Here is a 16,308-nt window from a genome sequence, read left to right as displayed (position 1 = left end):
TCTGTTGGGCGCAGCTCGAGCCGTTCGTTTCCTGGCTGCCGGTGTCCGGACGAAGGGCTGTCATCGCCAGGGGTGGCGCTCCTTCCAGCACGGTGCCGCCCGTGGCCGCCGTGAAGCTGCGGCCACGAGCAGCCGGGTGTCAGAGCCCGAGCGATTCGAGCACGGGCAGCTCGGCCCGCGCCCGTTCACGCGCTTCGGCGGCAGTTGGTGCCGCAACGGAGATCCCGGCGATCCGCTGTGCCTCCGCCAGGGTCACGCTGTTCAGGACGGCACCGACACCGGCGAGGGCGCGCGGTGTCATCGAGAGCGTGGAGACGCCGAGTCCCACGAGGACGACGGCGAGGGCCGGGTCCGCTGCTGCCTCACCACAGACTCCCACGGGCTTCGCGTGCCCTTCGGCGGCTGAGCCCTCGACGGTCAGCTTGACCATGCGGAGGACCGCCGGCTGCCACGAGTTGTTGAGGGCGGCCAGCGAGCCGAGCTGTCGGTCCGCGGCCATCGTGTACTGCGTCAGGTCGTTGGTACCGAGGCTCGCGAAGGCCACCTCACCGAGGATCGCCTCGGCCATCAACGCCGCCGAGGGCACCTCGACCATGACGCCCGGCGTCTGCAGGCCTGCGTTGCTGCACAGCTTGGCGAAGTCGGCCGCCTCCTCCGCGGTCGAGATCATGGGTGCCATGACCCACACGTCCGCGCTCGACTGCGAGGCGGCATCCGCGATCGCCTGGAGCTGGCGCTCGAGGACGCCGGGAGACGTGAGATCGGTCCGGTAGCCCCGGACGCCGAGCGCGGGGTTGGGCTCGGTGGAGTCGGTGAGGAACGGCAGCGGTTTGTCGGCGCCCGCGTCAAGCGTGCGCACGACGACCTTCTGACCCGGGAAGGCGTCGAAGACGCCCTTGTACGCCTCGACCTGCTCCTGGGCCGTCGGCTCGGTGTCGCGCCCGAGGAAGCAGAACTCCGTGCGGAGCAGGCCGACGCCCTGGGCCTTCGCCTCGGCAGCCTTGACGGCGTCCCTCGCTCCGCCCACGTTGGCCAGCAGGGGAACCTCGTGTCCGTCGGAGGTGACACCGACGCCGTCGAACACCGTCAGCGCTGCGGCGGCAGCCTTGTATGCCTCGGCGGCGGCTTCCTCGTCCGCCCCGGGATCGAGCGCGATCGTTCCGGCCGCTCCGTCCACGAAGACGACGGCGCCGTCGTCGATGTCATCGACGCCCGTGGCGGCGACGACGGCGGGAAGTCCGAGGGATCGGGCGATGATCGCGGTGTGTGACTGCGGGCCACCGCCCGAGGTGACAAGGGCGAGGACCATCGCGGGGTCCAGTGTCGCGGTGTCCGCCGGGGCGAGGTCCTCGGCAACCAGGATGAAGGGCGTGTCCGAGGACGGGATGCCGGGCGCCGGGAGTCCCCGCAGCTGGGCGACGATGCGCGAACGGACGTCGAGCACGTCCGCGGTGCGCTCGGCCATGTAGCCGCCGAGGTTGTGGAGCATCTCGGCGACCGAGGCGCCGGCCTCCCACACCGCTCGTGCCGGCGACGTGCCGTTGTTGATGAGCTTGGTGGCGGACTTCAGCAACATGGGATCCGCGGCCATGAGGGACGTCGCCTGCAGGACGGCCTTGGCGTCACCCTTGGCGGCTTCGGCCCTGCGCTTCAGTTCTTCCTGGACAGCCTTCGACGCGGTCTTGAGAGCAGCGACCGCTTCCTCCGGGGCGTCGGGCGTGTCATGACGTTCACCTGCCGCAGGTTCACCGACCGACGGCGGCATATGGCGGACGGGACCGATCACGCGTCCGGGACTGACTCCGACCCCTGTGAAATTCTCCATCGAATGTCCTCGTTTCCTTGCCGGTGGTGGTCTCGGTCTAACACCATTGTGCCGCGACAGGCAAAAACTATTTGTGACCTGGTTCATATAACAGTGCTATAGGTGCTACGGTAGCAGGCATGAAAAAAGTAGGCGAACCAGCGCCTAAGGCGAGGCTCCTGAAGGCAGCCGCAGCACTGCTTGCGGAGTCCAACGGCGAGCCCGTCTCGACCCGGCAGATCACTCAGGCCGCCCGGGTCACAGCACCGACGCTGTACCACCACTTCGGTGACAAGGAGGGCCTGTTCGACGCCGTCGTCGCGGAAGGGTTCTCGGAATACCTGGACGCCGAGCGGGGACTCCCGGCGTCGGGGCAACCGATCGAGGACCTCCGGAACCACTGGGACAACCATGTGCAGTTCGGCCTCGACCATCCGCACCTCTATCTCGTGATGTTCGGCAACATCAGGCCCGAGCGCAGGCCGTCCATGGTGGCCAGCGCAGAGGCGTTCCTCGAGGAGGTCCTCGCGCGGGCGGCCGCAGCGGCCCGCCTCGTGGTGTCACCGCGGGAAGCGGCGCGCAGCATGCTCGCCGCCAACATCGGCGTGACCCTCATGCTGATCGCGGAACCGGCGGCCAAGCGCAACCTCGAGCTCTCGGCCATGACGCGGGAGGCCGTGATCTCGGCGGTCGCCACGGATTCCGAGGGCGATCCCACCACGCAGACGGAGGGCACCCCTTCCGTCGTCGTCGCGGCGATCGCGCTCAACGCGGCACTGCAGTCCTCGCACCCCGACCAATTGTCCAGCTCCGAACTGAAGCTCTTCCTCGAATGGCTCCAGCGCATCTCCAGCAGGTCGGGAAGCTGACGCTTCCCGCCGACAACCCATCCCTCCCCGCAAGGTTGCGGGGACAACGGTAAGGAAAGAATGTGGCAACACAACTAGAAGCGAGGTCCGGCACCAGTGCCCGGGTCCGTGTCCAGAAATTCGGGTCGTTCCTCTCGGCGATGATCATGCCGAACATCGGCGCGTTCATCGCGTGGGGCCTGATCACGGCGCTGTTCATCCCGGCCGGATACTTCCCGAACGAGACGATCGGGGCCCTTGTCGGCCCCATGATCACCTTCCTCCTGCCCCTGCTGATCGGGTACACCGGCGGAAAGATGGTCTACGACGTCCGTGGCGGTGTGGTGGGTGCGGCCGCAACCATGGGTGTCATCGTGGGCACCGACATCCCGATGTTCATCGGCGCGATGATCATGGGACCACTGACCGCGTTCCTCATGAAGAAGATCGACGCGATCTGGGACGGCAAGATCCGCCCCGGCTTCGAGATGCTGGTCAACAACTTCTCCGCGGGTATCTTCTCCGCGTTCATGGCGGTCTTCGGCCTGCTCGCCGTCGGCCCGCTGGTCACGCTCTTCAGTGACGCTGCAGGCAAGGGCGTGGACTTCCTCGTCAACACCGGCCTCCTGCCCTTCACCAGCATCCTGATCGAGCCGGCGAAGATCCTCTTCCTGAACAACGCCATCAACTACGGCGTGCTCACGCCGCTGGCCACGGAGCAGGCGACGGAGACGGGCAAGTCCCTCCTGTTCCTGCTCGAGGCGAACCCCGGCCCGGGCCTCGGACTCCTCCTCGCCTACGCGGTCTTCGGCCGCGGCATGGCGAAGGCATCCGCACCCGGAGCGATCATCATCCAGTTCCTGGGAGGCATCCACGAGATTTACTTCCCCTACGTCCTGATGAAGCCCCTCATGGTGCTCGCCGTCATCGGTGGCGGTATGGCCGGCATCTTCACGCTCGTGCTGACCGGCGCGGGTCTCCGCTCCCCGGCGGCGCCCGGCAGCATCATCGCCGTGTACGCGGCTACGGCCCAGGACAGCTTCGTCGGTGTCACCCTCTCCGTCCTGATGGCTGCTGCGGTCTCCTTCCTGATCGGTTCGGTCATCCTGAAGACCACCAAGTCCACGGACGACGACATCGCCGGTGCGGCTTCGAAGATGGAAGGCCTCAAGGGCAAGAAGAGCTCGGTAGCCGGCAGCTTCCGCTCCTCCGCAGCGACCGAGGGCCCTATCCGGAACATCGTGTTCGCCTGCGACGCAGGCATGGGTTCGTCGGCCATGGGTGCATCGGTGCTCCGGAACAAGATCAAGGCAGCAGGGTTCCCGGACGTCAAGGTCACGAACCTCGCGATCTCGAACCTGAAGGACGACTACGACGTCGTCGTCACGCACCAGGACCTCGCCGCCCGCGCCGAGCCCCTGACGCAGAGTGCCACGCACGTCGCCGTCGATAACTTCATGAACAGCCCCCGCTACGACGAGATCGTGGAGCTCGTGCGTGCCAGCGCCTCGGCCGACGGCGGAGTCGACCCGAAGAACCCCACGCCCGCCGCAGTGGCTGCCGAGGCTGATGCGGGGAGCGCTCACGATGTCCTCGCGCAGGAGAGCGTCGTGCTGAGCGGCACCGCGACCACGCAGGAGGACGCCATCAACGAGGCCGGCCGCCTGCTGGTAGAGCGTGGTGCCGTGGATTCCGACTACGTCGCAGCGATGCACGAGCGCGAGAAGTCCGTCCCGACCTACATGGGCAACTTCCTCGCGATCCCGCACGGGACGAACGCGGCCAAGGACCTGATCAAGCGGTCCGCCGTCTCGATCGTCCGCTACCCCGAGGGCATCGACTGGAATGGCAAGCAGGTCAAGTTCGTCGTCGGCGTCGCCGGTGTCAACAACGAGCACCTGTCCATCCTGTCCGCGATCGCTCGCGTGTTCTCCGACAAGGACCAGGTGGCCAAGCTCGACGAGGCCACCTCGGTGGACGAGGTCCTTGCCCTCTTCGGAAAGGTCAACGCTTAAGTGAAGGCAGTACATTTCGGTGCCGGCAACATCGGGCGCGGCTTCGTGGGGCTCCTGCTCCACGAGGCCGGGTACGAGGTGGTGTTCGCGGATGTCGCGGACGCACTGATCGACCAGCTCGCCACGACGCCCAGCTACGACGTCCATGAGGTGGGCGACGCACCCGCAGTGAAGACGGTGGACAACTACCGTGCGCTCAACTCACGCTCGCAGGAGGACGACGTCATCGCCGAGATCGCGACGGCGGACATCGTGACCACCGCGGTCGGCCCGAACGTGCTGAAGTTCCTCGCGCCGGTCATCGCCCGGGCGATTGCCCGGCGCAGTGACGAGCTGGCACCGCTGCAGGTCATGGCGTGTGAGAACGCCATCAACGCGACGGACATCCTGCACCGTGAGGTCGAGCAGGTGTACGACGGCCCCTCGCTGGACCTGGCGTCCCGGGCGGTGTTCGCCAACACCGCCGTCGACCGCATCGTGCCGAACCAGGATCCCGGGCAGGGACTCGACGTCACGGTCGAGAGCTTCTTCGAGTGGGTCATCGACCGCACGCCGTTCAAGGGCAGCGCGCCCGAGATCCCGGGGGCGACGTACGTCGACGACCTCGCACCCTACATCGAGCGCAAACTCTTCACGGTCAACACCGGTCACGCGTCGGCGGCCTACTTCGGCTACGCTGCGGGTGTCGAGAAGATCGCGGACGCCATGGCCGACGACGCCATCGCCGGCAAGGTGCGCGCCGTGCTCGACGAGACGAAGCAGCTCCTGGTGTCCAAGCACGGCTTCGATCCTTCGGAGCAGGAGGCCTATGTTCGAAAGATCCTGCGGCGCTTCACGAACCAGCACCTGCCGGACACCGTGGTGCGTGTCGGACGGGCGCCACTGCGCAAGTTGAGCCGGAAGGAACGCTTCGTCGGCCCTGCTGCCGAGCTGGCGGAGGCGGGCATCCACCCGGCGGCGCTGCTCGAGGCGATGCGTGCGGCGCTGTCCTTCTCCGCGCCCGATGATCCCGAGGTGACGGCGCTGGCGGAGATCCTCGCGAGCCAGGAGCCAGGGGAGGCGACGACGTCGATCACGGGTCTCGGAGCGGATCATCCGCTCTACGGCCCGGTGCGGGACCTCATCGCCCAGCACGCGCCGGGGCACCCTAGCGAATAGCGCACGACCAGCAGGAGATGAGAGGGAGCAGCAGAAGCTGCTCCCTCTTTTTCCGTTCCCTACCCTTGACGGGGACCGCGTCCAACCCTAGGTTGGAAATGGAAAGCGTTTTCCAACCAAGGGATTCAATGATGAGTTCGATCAAGTCAGCGGTTTCGACGTGCACGGTCCTCGCCACCGGGGTCGTGCTGACCCTCTCAGGACTCGCCGTTCCCGCGATGGCCCAGGGGCACGGCACCGGGAACGCCGCTCCCATCGGCGGAGTGCAGCTCGAATACCTCGACCGGGGGCTCGTCGCCGCCGCAACGCCCCAGGGAGTCTTCCTCAGCTGGCGGCTCAAGGCGACCGAGGTGGCGGGTGCGACGGCGGACGGCCTCACCGGCACCGACTTCACCGTCTACCGCAACGGTGAAGCGATCGGTACGGTCACGAACAGCACCAACTATCTCGACACAGCCGTGGTCGGCGCCGCTGCCGCCGGCGCGCAATACAGCGTCGGCGCCGTCGTGGGCGGAGTGGAAGTCGAGGTGAGCGCGGAGGTGACCCCGTGGACCCAGGCGTCCAAGGACCTGCCCCTCGTGAAACCGGCGGACGGCGTAACACCGACCGGGGAGGCATACACCTATTCGGCGAGCGATATGAGTGTCGGGGACGTCGACGGTGACGGCGCGTACGAGTACTTCGTCAAGTGGGAGCCCTCGAACTCGAAGGACGTCTCCCAGATCGGGTATACCGGCACCACCTACATCGACACCTACACGGGGGAGGGGCGCCTGCTGAGCCGCGTGGACCTCGGCGTCAACATCCGGTCGGGCGCGCACTACACCCAGTTCATGGTGTCGGACTTCGACGGCGACGGCCGATCCGAGCTGATGCTCAAGACGGCGCCGGGAACGAAGACCACCACGTACGGGCCCGCCGGCGACGTCACGTCCGAGAGCTACGTGACGCTTCCGGAGGCGGACATCGCTGCGGGGTTCACCAACGAGGACGACTACAGGCTGAGCGCCGGCGGCTACTACGAGCACGTGGTCGGGCTGTTCAAGGGCTGGCAGGACCACCCCGAGGTGGAGGCCGGCACCTGGCCCCGCACGCTCGAGGCGGCATTCGGTATCGAGGAACGCTACGACTACCCGTTGTCCGACGCCGATGCCCGCGCCATGGCGGACTACTTCATGGACGTCTACGCGCCGGCACGCAGCGCCCGGAACAACCTGCGCGCCTTCGAGGGCTTCATCCTCGACGGCCCCGAGTACCTGAGCGTGTTCGACGGAGCGACCGGAGCGGAACTGGAGACGGTCCCGTACGAGCCCGGCCGCGGTGACGACGGCCTGCTGTGGGGCGACTACGCGATGTCGCGGATCGAGCCGGGCAACCGGGTGGACCGCTTCCTCGCCGGTGTCGCGTACCTGGACGGGCAGAACCCCTCCGCCGTCTTCGCCCGGGGCTACTACACGCGCGCCAACGTCGTCGCCTACAGCTGGGACGGCGAGCAGTTGACGCAGGACTGGGTCGTCGACTCCGGTCACGTGCCCATGGCCAATCCGTTCAACAGCGGCCCCCATGGCGGAACGGGGAGCAGTGAGGAGTTCGGCACCCTCGCAGGCCAGGGCTTCCACTCCCTCAGCGCCTTCGACGTCGACGGCGACGGCAGGCAGGAGATCGTCTACGGAAGCGCGACCATCGACGATGACGGCTCGTTGCTGTACAGCTCCTTCGATACGCTCCCCGAAGGCAGTGCGGCACCCGGCACGGAGGCCAAGCTCGGTCACGGAGATGCCATTCACGTCACCGATATCGATCCGGACCGCCCGGGCCAGGAGATCTTCTCCGTCCACGAGGGAGCGACGGGCGCGCCGTACGGCTGGGCGATGCGGGACGCCTCGACCGGCGAGGTGCTGTTCGGGGGATATACCGGCAAGGACACCGGTCGAGGGATGATCGGCGACGTCGATCCCACCGTCCGCGGGATCGAGAACTGGGCCGTGGGCCTGCGATCGGCTGCCGGGCGGGTCCTCCCCGGCAGTGGGTACGGAACCAACATGAGCATCCGGTGGGCAGCCGACGGCACCACGCAACTCGTCAACGGGTCGGGCAACCAGACGCCGACCATCGACGACGCACGCCGGGGGCGGCTCCTGACGGCGACGGGCACCCGGACCAACAACGGAACCAAGGGAAACCCCTCGCTCGTGGCCGACGTCCTCGGTGACTGGCGCGAGGAGCTGCTGGTCCGGACTGCGGACAGCTCGGCCATCCGGATCTTCATGAGCACCGAGGTGACGGACCGCAAGCTGTACACCCTGATGCACGATCCGCAATACCGTGCCGAGACTGCTCGCCAGAACACGGCCTACAACCAGCCCGCGTACACGGGCTTCTACCTCGCGTCGGACACCGACTTCACCCGTGTTCCCGTCCCCGATGCTTACCTGCCGGGCGCGCTTCCAGCCCTGCAGCGTCAGTACGAGGCGCTCGTCGTCGCGGGAGAGGTATCCGGGCCGGCCGTCCAGCAACTGCGGGCGTCGCTCGACCAGGCTCAGCGTGCGGTCGAACGCGACCAGGCCGGCAACGCCGCCAGGGCGCTCGAGAAGTTCCTCGGACGGCTGGAGCAGAAGAAGCCCGGCACCGTCTCGGAGGACGCGCGCATCCAGCTCGCGTACGCAGGGTCGAAGGTCCGCTCCACGCTGGACTGACGGCGTCGGGCAACGAACCTCCGGCAGGGTCGCGTGCGGACGGGCACGCGGCCCTGCCGGAGCTGTTTCCGCAGGCGCCCGATGCTACCGCCCCAGGGCGGGGGAACGATGGCCCAGCGGAAGGGAAAGGTTCGTTCGCCCACCGCCTGGCGGCCCCGGTAGGTTGGGCAGCATGACCCTTCCCGAGAACAACCTGCTGTCGATCGTCTACTCGAGCAGTGCAGCGCACCCCTTCACGGACGAGGATCTCGGGGCGCTACTGGTCCTCTGCCGCGAGAACAATGCGCGCTCGCAGCTCACGGGGATGTTGCTCTACCGCGAAGGGCGTTTCCTGCAGGTGCTCGAGGGCCCCGAGGATGCACTGCGTCATCGTATGTCGGTCATCGCCGCTGATCCCCGTCACCTCGAGGTGCGCATACTCCTCCAGGAGACCATCGACCGGCGGTACTTCCCCGACTGGACGATGGGCTACGAGCCCGTGTCCGACAGGATGGCGGACGAGATTCCCGGGTATCGCGCGACCCTGTCCGACGTCGAGGACGACGACGATCCCCAGCGATCGGTCCGCGCCCTGCGCGAGCTGATCCGATGGTTCCAGGATCGCGCCATCCAGCTGAGGTGACGCCTGCGGTGACGACCAACGCCTCTGCCGATCACACGATGACGGGTGACAATCCGAGCCGGCGATAGCAGTGTCACCGTCGGCAGCGCGTCAGGTCCGGACCTGTTCGTTGATGAACGCCAGGTGCTCGACGTCCTGGAAGGCGCCCCCCTGCTCGTGCCCGTTGTAGGGGTAGACCTTCATGCGTTTGGGCCCCGCATAGTGGTTGTGGGCGGCGAAGACGCAGGATGGCGGGCAGACGGCGTCGAGAAGTCCTACCGAGAACATCGCAGGCATCGTGGCGCGCGCCGCGAAGTTCACTCCGTCGAAGTAGCTCAGGGTGCGGAACACGGTCTCGACGTCGTTGCGCCGTGTGCCCAGGTACCGTGCGATCTCCGAATAGGGGGCCGTGTCGACGATCTCGGTGGCGCGGCGCATGTGGGCGAGGAATGGGACATCGACGATGGCGCCGACGGGTGGGACGTCGTTCACGCGCTGGGTGAGGGCGGCGGCGGCGAGCGTGATGCCGCCGCCCTGGCTCCCGCCGGAGATGACGACGCGGGAGGGATCGACGGCAGGATGCGCCTGGGCGGCTTCGACGGCATGCACCGCATCGACGAAGAGGCGCCGATAGTAGTAGGAGTCGGGGCTGCTGATACCGAGCGTCATGAAGCCGCCGAGGTGCGGCCCGGCGAACCCTCCATCCGTGGTATCGCCGGTGCGGTGCCCGGAGCCCTGTCCGCGCAGGTCCATGACGAAGTGGGCGAAGCCCGCGCTGGGGAGCCCGGTCCATTCCCCGAGCAGCCCCCGCCCGCCGCCGTAGCCGATGTAGGTGATGACCGTCGGCAGGGGACCGGTGAGGTGACGCGGCGTCAGCAGCCAGGCCTTGATGGGCTCGCCGTCGTAGCCGGCGAAAGTGACGTCCTCCGTGACCAGCTGGGTGTAGCCGGCGTCGACCTCCTCGAAGCGGGGAGCGGCGACGTACGGACGTTGCGCAGCGAGCGTGCGGTCCCAGAAGCCGTCGAAGTCGGCGGGTTCCTCGCGCTGGGGAAGGTAGGTCCGCAGTTCGGACAGAGGGAGATCGAATTGTGGCATGGGCTGCATCCTGCCACAGCACGGATAGGCGAAGATAGAGCCCGGACACAAACCGGCTGTTGACCGTTGATACGATTCAATCTACGCTGTGGATAACGCTTTCCCGAAGGCGTTCCACGATGGCTGACGAAGAAGTTTTCCAGGAGGACAAAGATGTTCCGCACACTCTCACGGCGCACGCTCACGGGCGTCGCAGCCCTAGCCGCCACAGGATTGGTCCTGACCGGTTGCGGCGGCGGCGGGGGCGAGCCAGCAGCCCTCGACACCGAAGAGCAGATCACGCTCAACTACACGTTCTGGGGCAATGACGATCGCGCGGCCCGCTACGACAAGGCGATCGCTGCGTTCGAGGAGAAGTTCCCGAACATCACGATCAACGACACGTTCACGGACTACCCCTCCTACTGGGAGAAGCGCCAGACCGAAGCTGCGGGCGGCGGGTTGCCGGACGTGATGCAGTTCGACTACACCTACCTCCGCCAGTACGGCGACAACGGTCTGCTGCTCGACCTCGAGGAGTACTTCGGCAACGGCATCACCACCGACGCCATCGACGAGAGCCTCCTGTCGACCGGCAAGCTCGAGGACGGCACGTTCGCCATCCCCACCGGATACAGTGCCTGGTCCGTCTTCCAGAACCCCGCGCTCCTGGCCACTGCCGGCGTGGAGCCCTACGAGGGCGGCACCAGCTGGGACGACTACAACGCCTACATGGCCTCGGTCACCGAGGCGTCGGGGGGAACCGTCTACGGTGGCACCGACACCACGCAGCGCATCCAGGACTTCGAGTTGAAGCTGCGCCAGGAAGGCCGTCAGCTCTTCACGGAGGACGGCGAGCTCAACTTCACGCAGGAAGAGCTCGCTGAGCACTGGAAGGAAGGCCAGGAGAACCGCGACAAGGTCACCGTCCCGCAGAGCAAGCTCGAGGAGATCAGCCCGGTCTCCGGCTTCGGTGGCAACCTGACCACCAGCGAGATGAGCTGGAGCAACTTCCTCGGCGGCTACCTGGGTGATTCCGGTGCCGAGGAGATCACGATCGTCGCTCCTCCCACGGACAACCCGGACGAGAAGGACCTGTACCAGAAGGTCGGCCTGATGCAGGCGGCCTCCGCCTCCACCGAGCACCCCGAGGCAGCTGCGGCCTTCGTCGACTTCCTCATCAACAGCCCCGAGGTGGGCGGGATCTTCGGTGCAACGCTCGGTATCCCTGCGTCGGAGACCCAGCTCGAGGGTGCCAACCTCGAAGGGCCCGACAAGGCGGTCAAGGACTACCTCGACTCCATCGAGGACCGCATGGGGGATGCTCCGGCAGCACCCGTCGCCGGTTTCGGTGCCATCGAGCAGACCTTCTGGGACCTCGGCAAGTCGATCGGCCTCGGCTCCGTGACGCCTGAAGACGCCGCCCGGCAGTTCTTCGACGAAGCCTCCGTCACGCTCGGTAGCTAGTCAGACAAAGGAGTTAGACCGTGACCACGGACTCGGCGCACGCGCCAGCACAACCCCGCACCGCCGAATCCGGTGCCCGTCCGGCGGACAGCCGCCGGACGGGCGGGCCCCGGCCCCGCCGCCGCAACCGCGACACCGTTGCGGGCTACGTCTTCCTCTCGCCGTGGCTGCTCGGCTTCGTGGGTCTCACCCTCGGTCCGATGCTGGCTTCCCTGTACCTCGCCTTCACGGACTACAACCTCTTCACCGCTCCGGAGTGGACCGGGCTCGAGAACCTCACCCGGATGGCCGAGGACGAGAAGTTCTGGAGCTCGGTGCGGATCACCCTGATCTATGTGCTGGTGGGGACTCCCATTAAGCTCGCCGCCGCGCTCGCGGTCGCCATGCTCCTGAACTACAAGGCACGAGGCACCGGCTTCTTCCGCTCGGCGTTCTACGCGCCGAGCCTGATCGGCGCCAGTGTCAGCATCGCGATCGTGTGGCGGGCCATGTTCTCCACCGATGGCCCTGTCGATGGAACGCTCAACTTCTTCGGAATCAACCTGGGCGGCTGGATCGGGAACCCCTCCCTGATCATGCCCATGATGATCCTGCTGGCCGTCTGGCAGTTCGGCGCTCCGATGGTCATCTTCCTGGCCGGGCTCAAGGGAGTCCCGGCGGAGCTGTACGAGGCCGCTTCCGTCGACGGGGCGAAACCCTGGCGCAAGTTCCTCAGCGTCACGGTTCCGATGCTGTCGCCCGTCATCTTCTTCAACCTGCTGCTCGAGATGATCAACGCCTTCCAGGTCTTCGCCTCGGCGTACATCATCGGTTCGGGAACCGGCGGTCCCGGTGGCGCCACCAACTTCTACACCGTCTACCTCTACACACGGGCCTTCGCGAACAACCAGATGGGCTACGCATCCGCGATGGCCTGGGTGCTTCTGCTCGCTGTCGGCGTCCTCGCCTTCATCCTGTTCCGCACCTCCAGGAGCTGGGTCCACTACGCAGGAGACTCCAAGTGACCACCATCGAATCGAGCCCTGCCGTTCCCGTCCCGTCGGATCGCAGGGACCGCACGCAGCCTCCGCGCAAGCGCCGCCCGCTGCGGCGCCACCTCCCGACGGCGCTCTGGATCGTCGGCATCGTCGCCCTGACGGCGATTGTGCTGTACCCGCTCCTCTGGATGTTCTCGGCCTCGCTCAAACCGAACTCCGAGTTCGGCAGCAACCAGGGTTTCCTCCCCGAGAACCCGACCTTCGACAACTTCGTGAAGGTCATGCAGGGCATCGCGGGGATCCCGACCTGGAAGTTCTTCCTCAACTCGCTGCTCCTCGGGGTCGGTGCGGTGATCGGCACCGTGATCTCCTCATCGATGGCGGCGTACGCCTTCTCACGCATCACCTTCCGCGGCAGCAAGATCCTTTTCGCCGCCATGATCGGAACCCTGCTGCTGCCGTTCCACGTGCTGATCATCCCGCAGTACATCATCTTCCGGAACCTCGGCCTGATCGACACCTTCTGGCCGCTGCTGGCCGGAAAATTCCTGGCCACCGAGGCGTTCTTCGTCTTCCTGATGGTGCAGTTCATCCGCAACCTGCCGCGTGAACTCGACGAGGCAGCACGCATCGACGGTTGCGGGCACGGGCGGATCTTCTTCTCCATCACGCTCCCGCTGATCAAGCCCGCCATCATCACGTCGTCGATCTTCGCGTTCATCTGGAGCTGGAACGACTTCCTCGGACCGCTGCTGTACCTGAACTCTCCGGACAAGTACCCGCTGCCGCTCGCCCTGCGCATCTTCAACGACCAGACGAGCACCTCGGACTACGGAGCGACGATCGCCATCTCCGTCCTCGCACTGCTTCCCGTACTGCTGTTCTTCATCATCTTCCAGCGGTTCCTCGTGGACGGCGTGGCAACCCAGGGCCTGAAGGGATGAGCCGGCGCCAGCGCGAGGCCGGTCGGGGGCGCGCAGCAGCGGCCCGCGATGGAAGCAGCCTGCGCTGGCCCGGAGCCACAGCGAAGTTCGCACTGTTCGGTGAAGTCCTCTGGGTAGGGGTGCTGTGCTGCGTGGCGGGCATCGGCGTCGTCACGATTCCCGCGGCCCTTGCGGCAGGCTCCGCACACCTGCACCGGTTCCTGCGGGCGGAGGACTCGTCGCTCCGGCACTTCGCTGCGGACTTCATGGCAGCACTGAGGACGGGGTGGCTCGTGGGACTCGGTGTCGCGGTCGCGGCCGGGCTCCTGCTGCTGGACATCGTCGTCGCCGGGTCGCGGCTCCTCCCCGGCTGGCAGGCTGTCCTCGCCGCCGGCGTCGTCCTGCTGGTCGGTGTGCTGGCAGGGCTCGCGGGAACGACGGCGCGATGGCAGGGCACGCGATCGTGGCGCTCCGCCTGGCGTCAGTGGTTCCGCGATGCTCGGACCGACCCGGCCGGCGTCCTGTGGCTCGTCGCGGCGGTGGTCCTCACCGCAATGGTGGCATGGCAGTTGCCGCCGCTCGTGGTCCCCGGCGTCGGATGCCTCGTCTTCGCTGCACTCGCGACCGCCGTGCGCCCACGGCCTTCCCGCTCCTGACCTGTTTCCCTTCCGTCCCCGACGAACCGACTACTCCTGGAGTCCTCTTGCACTACGGCGCCGACTACAACCCCGAACAGTGGCCGGAGGAGGTCTGGCCGGAGGACGTGGCACGCATGCAGGAGGCCGGCGTCACGATGGTGAGCCTCGGCATCTTCTCCTGGGCCCGCATCCAGCCGTCCGAGCACGAGTTCGACTTCGAGTGGTTGGACCGGATCATCGGGCTCCTGCATCACGGCGGCATCGCCGTGGACCTCGCGACCGCGACGGCGTCGCCCCCGCCGTGGGCGACCATCGCCTATCCGGACATGCTTGCCGCCGATGAACACGGCAGTGTCTACTGGCACGGCAGCCGCCAGCACTACGCACCATCCTCGCCGGCCTACCGGCGCCTCGCCGCCGACCTCGTCACGCGGATGGCCGAGCGCTACGCCCAGCACCCCGCCGTCGTCCTCTGGCACGTGAACAACGAGTACGGCTGCCACCTGAACATCGACTACTCGGATGCTGCCCGGGACGCGTTCCGGACCTGGCTGGAGGACCGCTACAGGACCATCGATGCAGTGAACGATGCCTGGGGCACGATGTTCTGGTCCCAGCGCTATGGCTCCTTCGCCGAGATCTTCCCGCCCCGGCATGCGCCGTACAGCCACAACCCCGGTCAACTGCTCGACTACCGCCGGTTCACCTCGGACATGCTGCTCGAGTGCTACCGGATGGAGCGCGACATCATCCGGGCCGCCGGTGCGAGCCAGCCGATCACCACCAACTTCATGGGCGCGTTCAAGCCGGCCAACTACGCGCAGTGGGCAGCGGAGCTCGACGTCATCAGCGACGACCTCTATCCGGATCCCAACGATCCCGAGGGCTTCCGTGAGGGCGCCTTTCACGGCGACCTCATGCGTTCCCTGAAGCCCGGAACGCCGTGGCTGCTCATGGAACAGGCATCGAATGCGGTCAACTGGCGTCCCTCGAACGCCCCGAAAGCGCCGGGACAGCTCGCGGCGCAGAGCGTGCAGGCGATCGCCAGGGGCGCCGACGGCATCCTCTTCTTCCAGTGGCGGCAGTCGAGGGCGGGCTCGGAGAAGTTCCATTCCGGGATGCTGCCGCACGCCGGCACGGCGACGCGCACGTGGCGTGAGGTCGTGGCACTCGGCGCGGAGCTGGGACGGCTCCCTGGACTTCCGGTCGACGACGGCGCGTCATCGCGTGTCGCCATCCTCCTCGAGTGGGAGAACTGGTGGGCGATCGAGAACCCGGACCACCCCACCGCCCTGGATTACCTGTCGCTCGTGCGCGGCTGGTACGACGCGGCCCACCGTCTCCACGTGCAGGTGGACCTCGTGCCTCCGACGGCCGACCTCTCGGGTTACGCCGCCGTCGTCGCGCCCCACCTCTACCTGCTGACCGCCGGGGGAGCAGCGAATCTGGTGGAGTACGTCGGGCGCGGCGGGCATCTGCTCGTCACGGCATTCAGTGACGTCGTGGACGAGAGCGATCGCTTCCGGCCAGGTGGTTTCTGCACGCAGCTGCGCGACGTGCTCGGCGTCGTCGTCGAGGACTTCGGTGCGCTGGTGGACCCCGGCTCACCGGGACCGGGCGAGAAGCACGCCGTGGTCGCGGGGAAGGGATTCGGCTTCACCGGTTCCCTGCTCGCCGAGGAGATCCATGCCACCGATGCCGAGGTCCTCGCACGGTTCGACGGCGGCCGCCAGGACGGCCGGCCCGCGCTCACCGCGCGCGCCCGGGGAGCGGGAACGGCGTACTACCTGGCCACAGTGCCCGACGACGACGGGTCCCGGCAGGTGCTCGAGCACGTCTTCCGCGAGGCGGGCGTGGAACCGGTGCTGCCCGGCCTTCCCCCCATGGTCGAGGCCATCCGCCGCGGGCCGCTGCTGACCGTCATCAACCACGGGACCGACGTCGTGGACGTACCTGTGCAGGGCCGTGTGATCAGTGGTGCCGCCGTGGACGGCGTGACGCTGGAACCTTTCGGGTACGCGCTCGTGCTGGTCGAAGGCTGAGCAGCCGACGGCGTGCCCGCCTCAGCGGGAGCCGGGAGCCGGGCACGCCGCAGGGCGTCTGCGAC

The 16,308-nt window shown here is 67.2% G+C and carries 12 protein-coding genes; 10 read left to right on the top strand and 2 right to left on the bottom strand.

Going from position 1 to position 16,308, the window contains the following annotated elements:
* Positions 1-139 precede the first annotated feature (139 nt).
* The gene (gene ptsP, locus CXQ96_RS06605; RefSeq protein WP_104117225.1) at positions 140-1,825 is read right to left on the bottom strand and encodes a phosphoenolpyruvate--protein phosphotransferase; all 1,686 of its coding nucleotides are present in this window, start codon (positions 1,823-1,825) and stop codon (positions 140-142) included.
* A gap of 119 nt (positions 1,826-1,944) precedes the next feature.
* On the opposite strand from ptsP, the gene CXQ96_RS06600 reads away from it, so the two are divergent.
* From CXQ96_RS06600 to CXQ96_RS06580, 5 genes are all read left to right on the top strand, one after another.
* Positions 1,945-2,673, top strand: coding sequence for a TetR/AcrR family transcriptional regulator (locus CXQ96_RS06600; protein ID WP_104117224.1), 729 nt, complete (start codon positions 1,945-1,947; stop codon positions 2,671-2,673).
* 62 nt (positions 2,674-2,735) lie between these two features.
* Positions 2,736-4,667 carry a PTS mannitol transporter subunit IICBA gene (locus CXQ96_RS06595; RefSeq protein WP_104117223.1) on the top strand — a complete coding sequence of 644 codons (1,932 nt, stop codon included), beginning with the start codon at positions 2,736-2,738 and terminating at the stop codon, positions 4,665-4,667.
* The gene (locus CXQ96_RS06590; RefSeq protein WP_104117222.1) at positions 4,668-5,825 is read left to right on the top strand and encodes a mannitol-1-phosphate 5-dehydrogenase; all 1,158 of its coding nucleotides are present in this window, start codon (positions 4,668-4,670) and stop codon (positions 5,823-5,825) included.
* A gap of 131 nt (positions 5,826-5,956) precedes the next feature.
* A complete protein-coding gene (locus CXQ96_RS06585; protein ID WP_104117305.1) occupies positions 5,957-8,521 on the top strand; it encodes a rhamnogalacturonan lyase in 2,565 nt (854 codons plus the stop codon).
* Between the two features lie 172 nt (positions 8,522-8,693).
* Positions 8,694-9,143 (top strand): BLUF domain-containing protein, encoded by a 450-nt coding sequence (locus CXQ96_RS06580; protein WP_258058913.1) that lies wholly within the window; start codon positions 8,694-8,696, stop codon positions 9,141-9,143.
* A gap of 90 nt (positions 9,144-9,233) precedes the next feature.
* Here CXQ96_RS06580 and CXQ96_RS06575 read toward each other — a convergent pair whose 3' ends face one another.
* Positions 9,234-10,217 (bottom strand): acetylxylan esterase, encoded by a 984-nt coding sequence (locus CXQ96_RS06575; protein WP_104117221.1) that lies wholly within the window; start codon positions 10,215-10,217, stop codon positions 9,234-9,236.
* 153 nt (positions 10,218-10,370) lie between these two features.
* Here CXQ96_RS06575 and CXQ96_RS06570 point away from each other — a divergent pair, with 153 nt between their 5' ends.
* Genes CXQ96_RS06570 through CXQ96_RS06550 form a run of 5 tightly spaced genes read left to right on the top strand, consistent with a single transcriptional unit; the run spans position 10,371 to position 16,243 of the window.
* A complete protein-coding gene (locus tag CXQ96_RS06570; RefSeq protein WP_104117220.1) occupies positions 10,371-11,663 on the top strand; it encodes an ABC transporter substrate-binding protein in 1,293 nt (430 codons plus the stop codon).
* 20 nt (positions 11,664-11,683) lie between these two features.
* Complete coding sequence (locus CXQ96_RS06565) at positions 11,684-12,667, top strand: carbohydrate ABC transporter permease (RefSeq protein WP_104117219.1); 984 nt, start codon at positions 11,684-11,686, stop codon at positions 12,665-12,667.
* 5 nt (positions 12,668-12,672) lie between these two features.
* Positions 12,673-13,584 (top strand): carbohydrate ABC transporter permease, encoded by a 912-nt coding sequence (locus CXQ96_RS06560; RefSeq protein ID WP_258058922.1) that lies wholly within the window; start codon positions 12,673-12,675, stop codon positions 13,582-13,584.
* On the top strand, positions 13,581-14,219 hold the full coding sequence (locus CXQ96_RS06555) for a hypothetical protein (protein ID WP_104117218.1): 639 nt from the start codon (positions 13,581-13,583) through the stop codon (positions 14,217-14,219). Before CXQ96_RS06560 ends, CXQ96_RS06555 begins: the two co-directional genes overlap by 4 nt.
* A gap of 47 nt (positions 14,220-14,266) precedes the next feature.
* The gene (locus tag CXQ96_RS06550) at positions 14,267-16,243 is read left to right on the top strand and encodes a beta-galactosidase (RefSeq protein ID WP_258058912.1); all 1,977 of its coding nucleotides are present in this window, start codon (positions 14,267-14,269) and stop codon (positions 16,241-16,243) included.
* The last annotated feature ends 65 nt before the right edge of the window (positions 16,244-16,308 follow it).

Source organism: Arthrobacter sp. B1805, from assembly GCF_002929745.1.
Classification (GTDB): Bacteria; Actinomycetota; Actinomycetes; order Actinomycetales; family Micrococcaceae; genus Arthrobacter_D.
The sequence above is the reverse complement of the archived record's forward strand: the minus strand, read 5'-3'. Positions and strand labels throughout refer to the sequence as shown.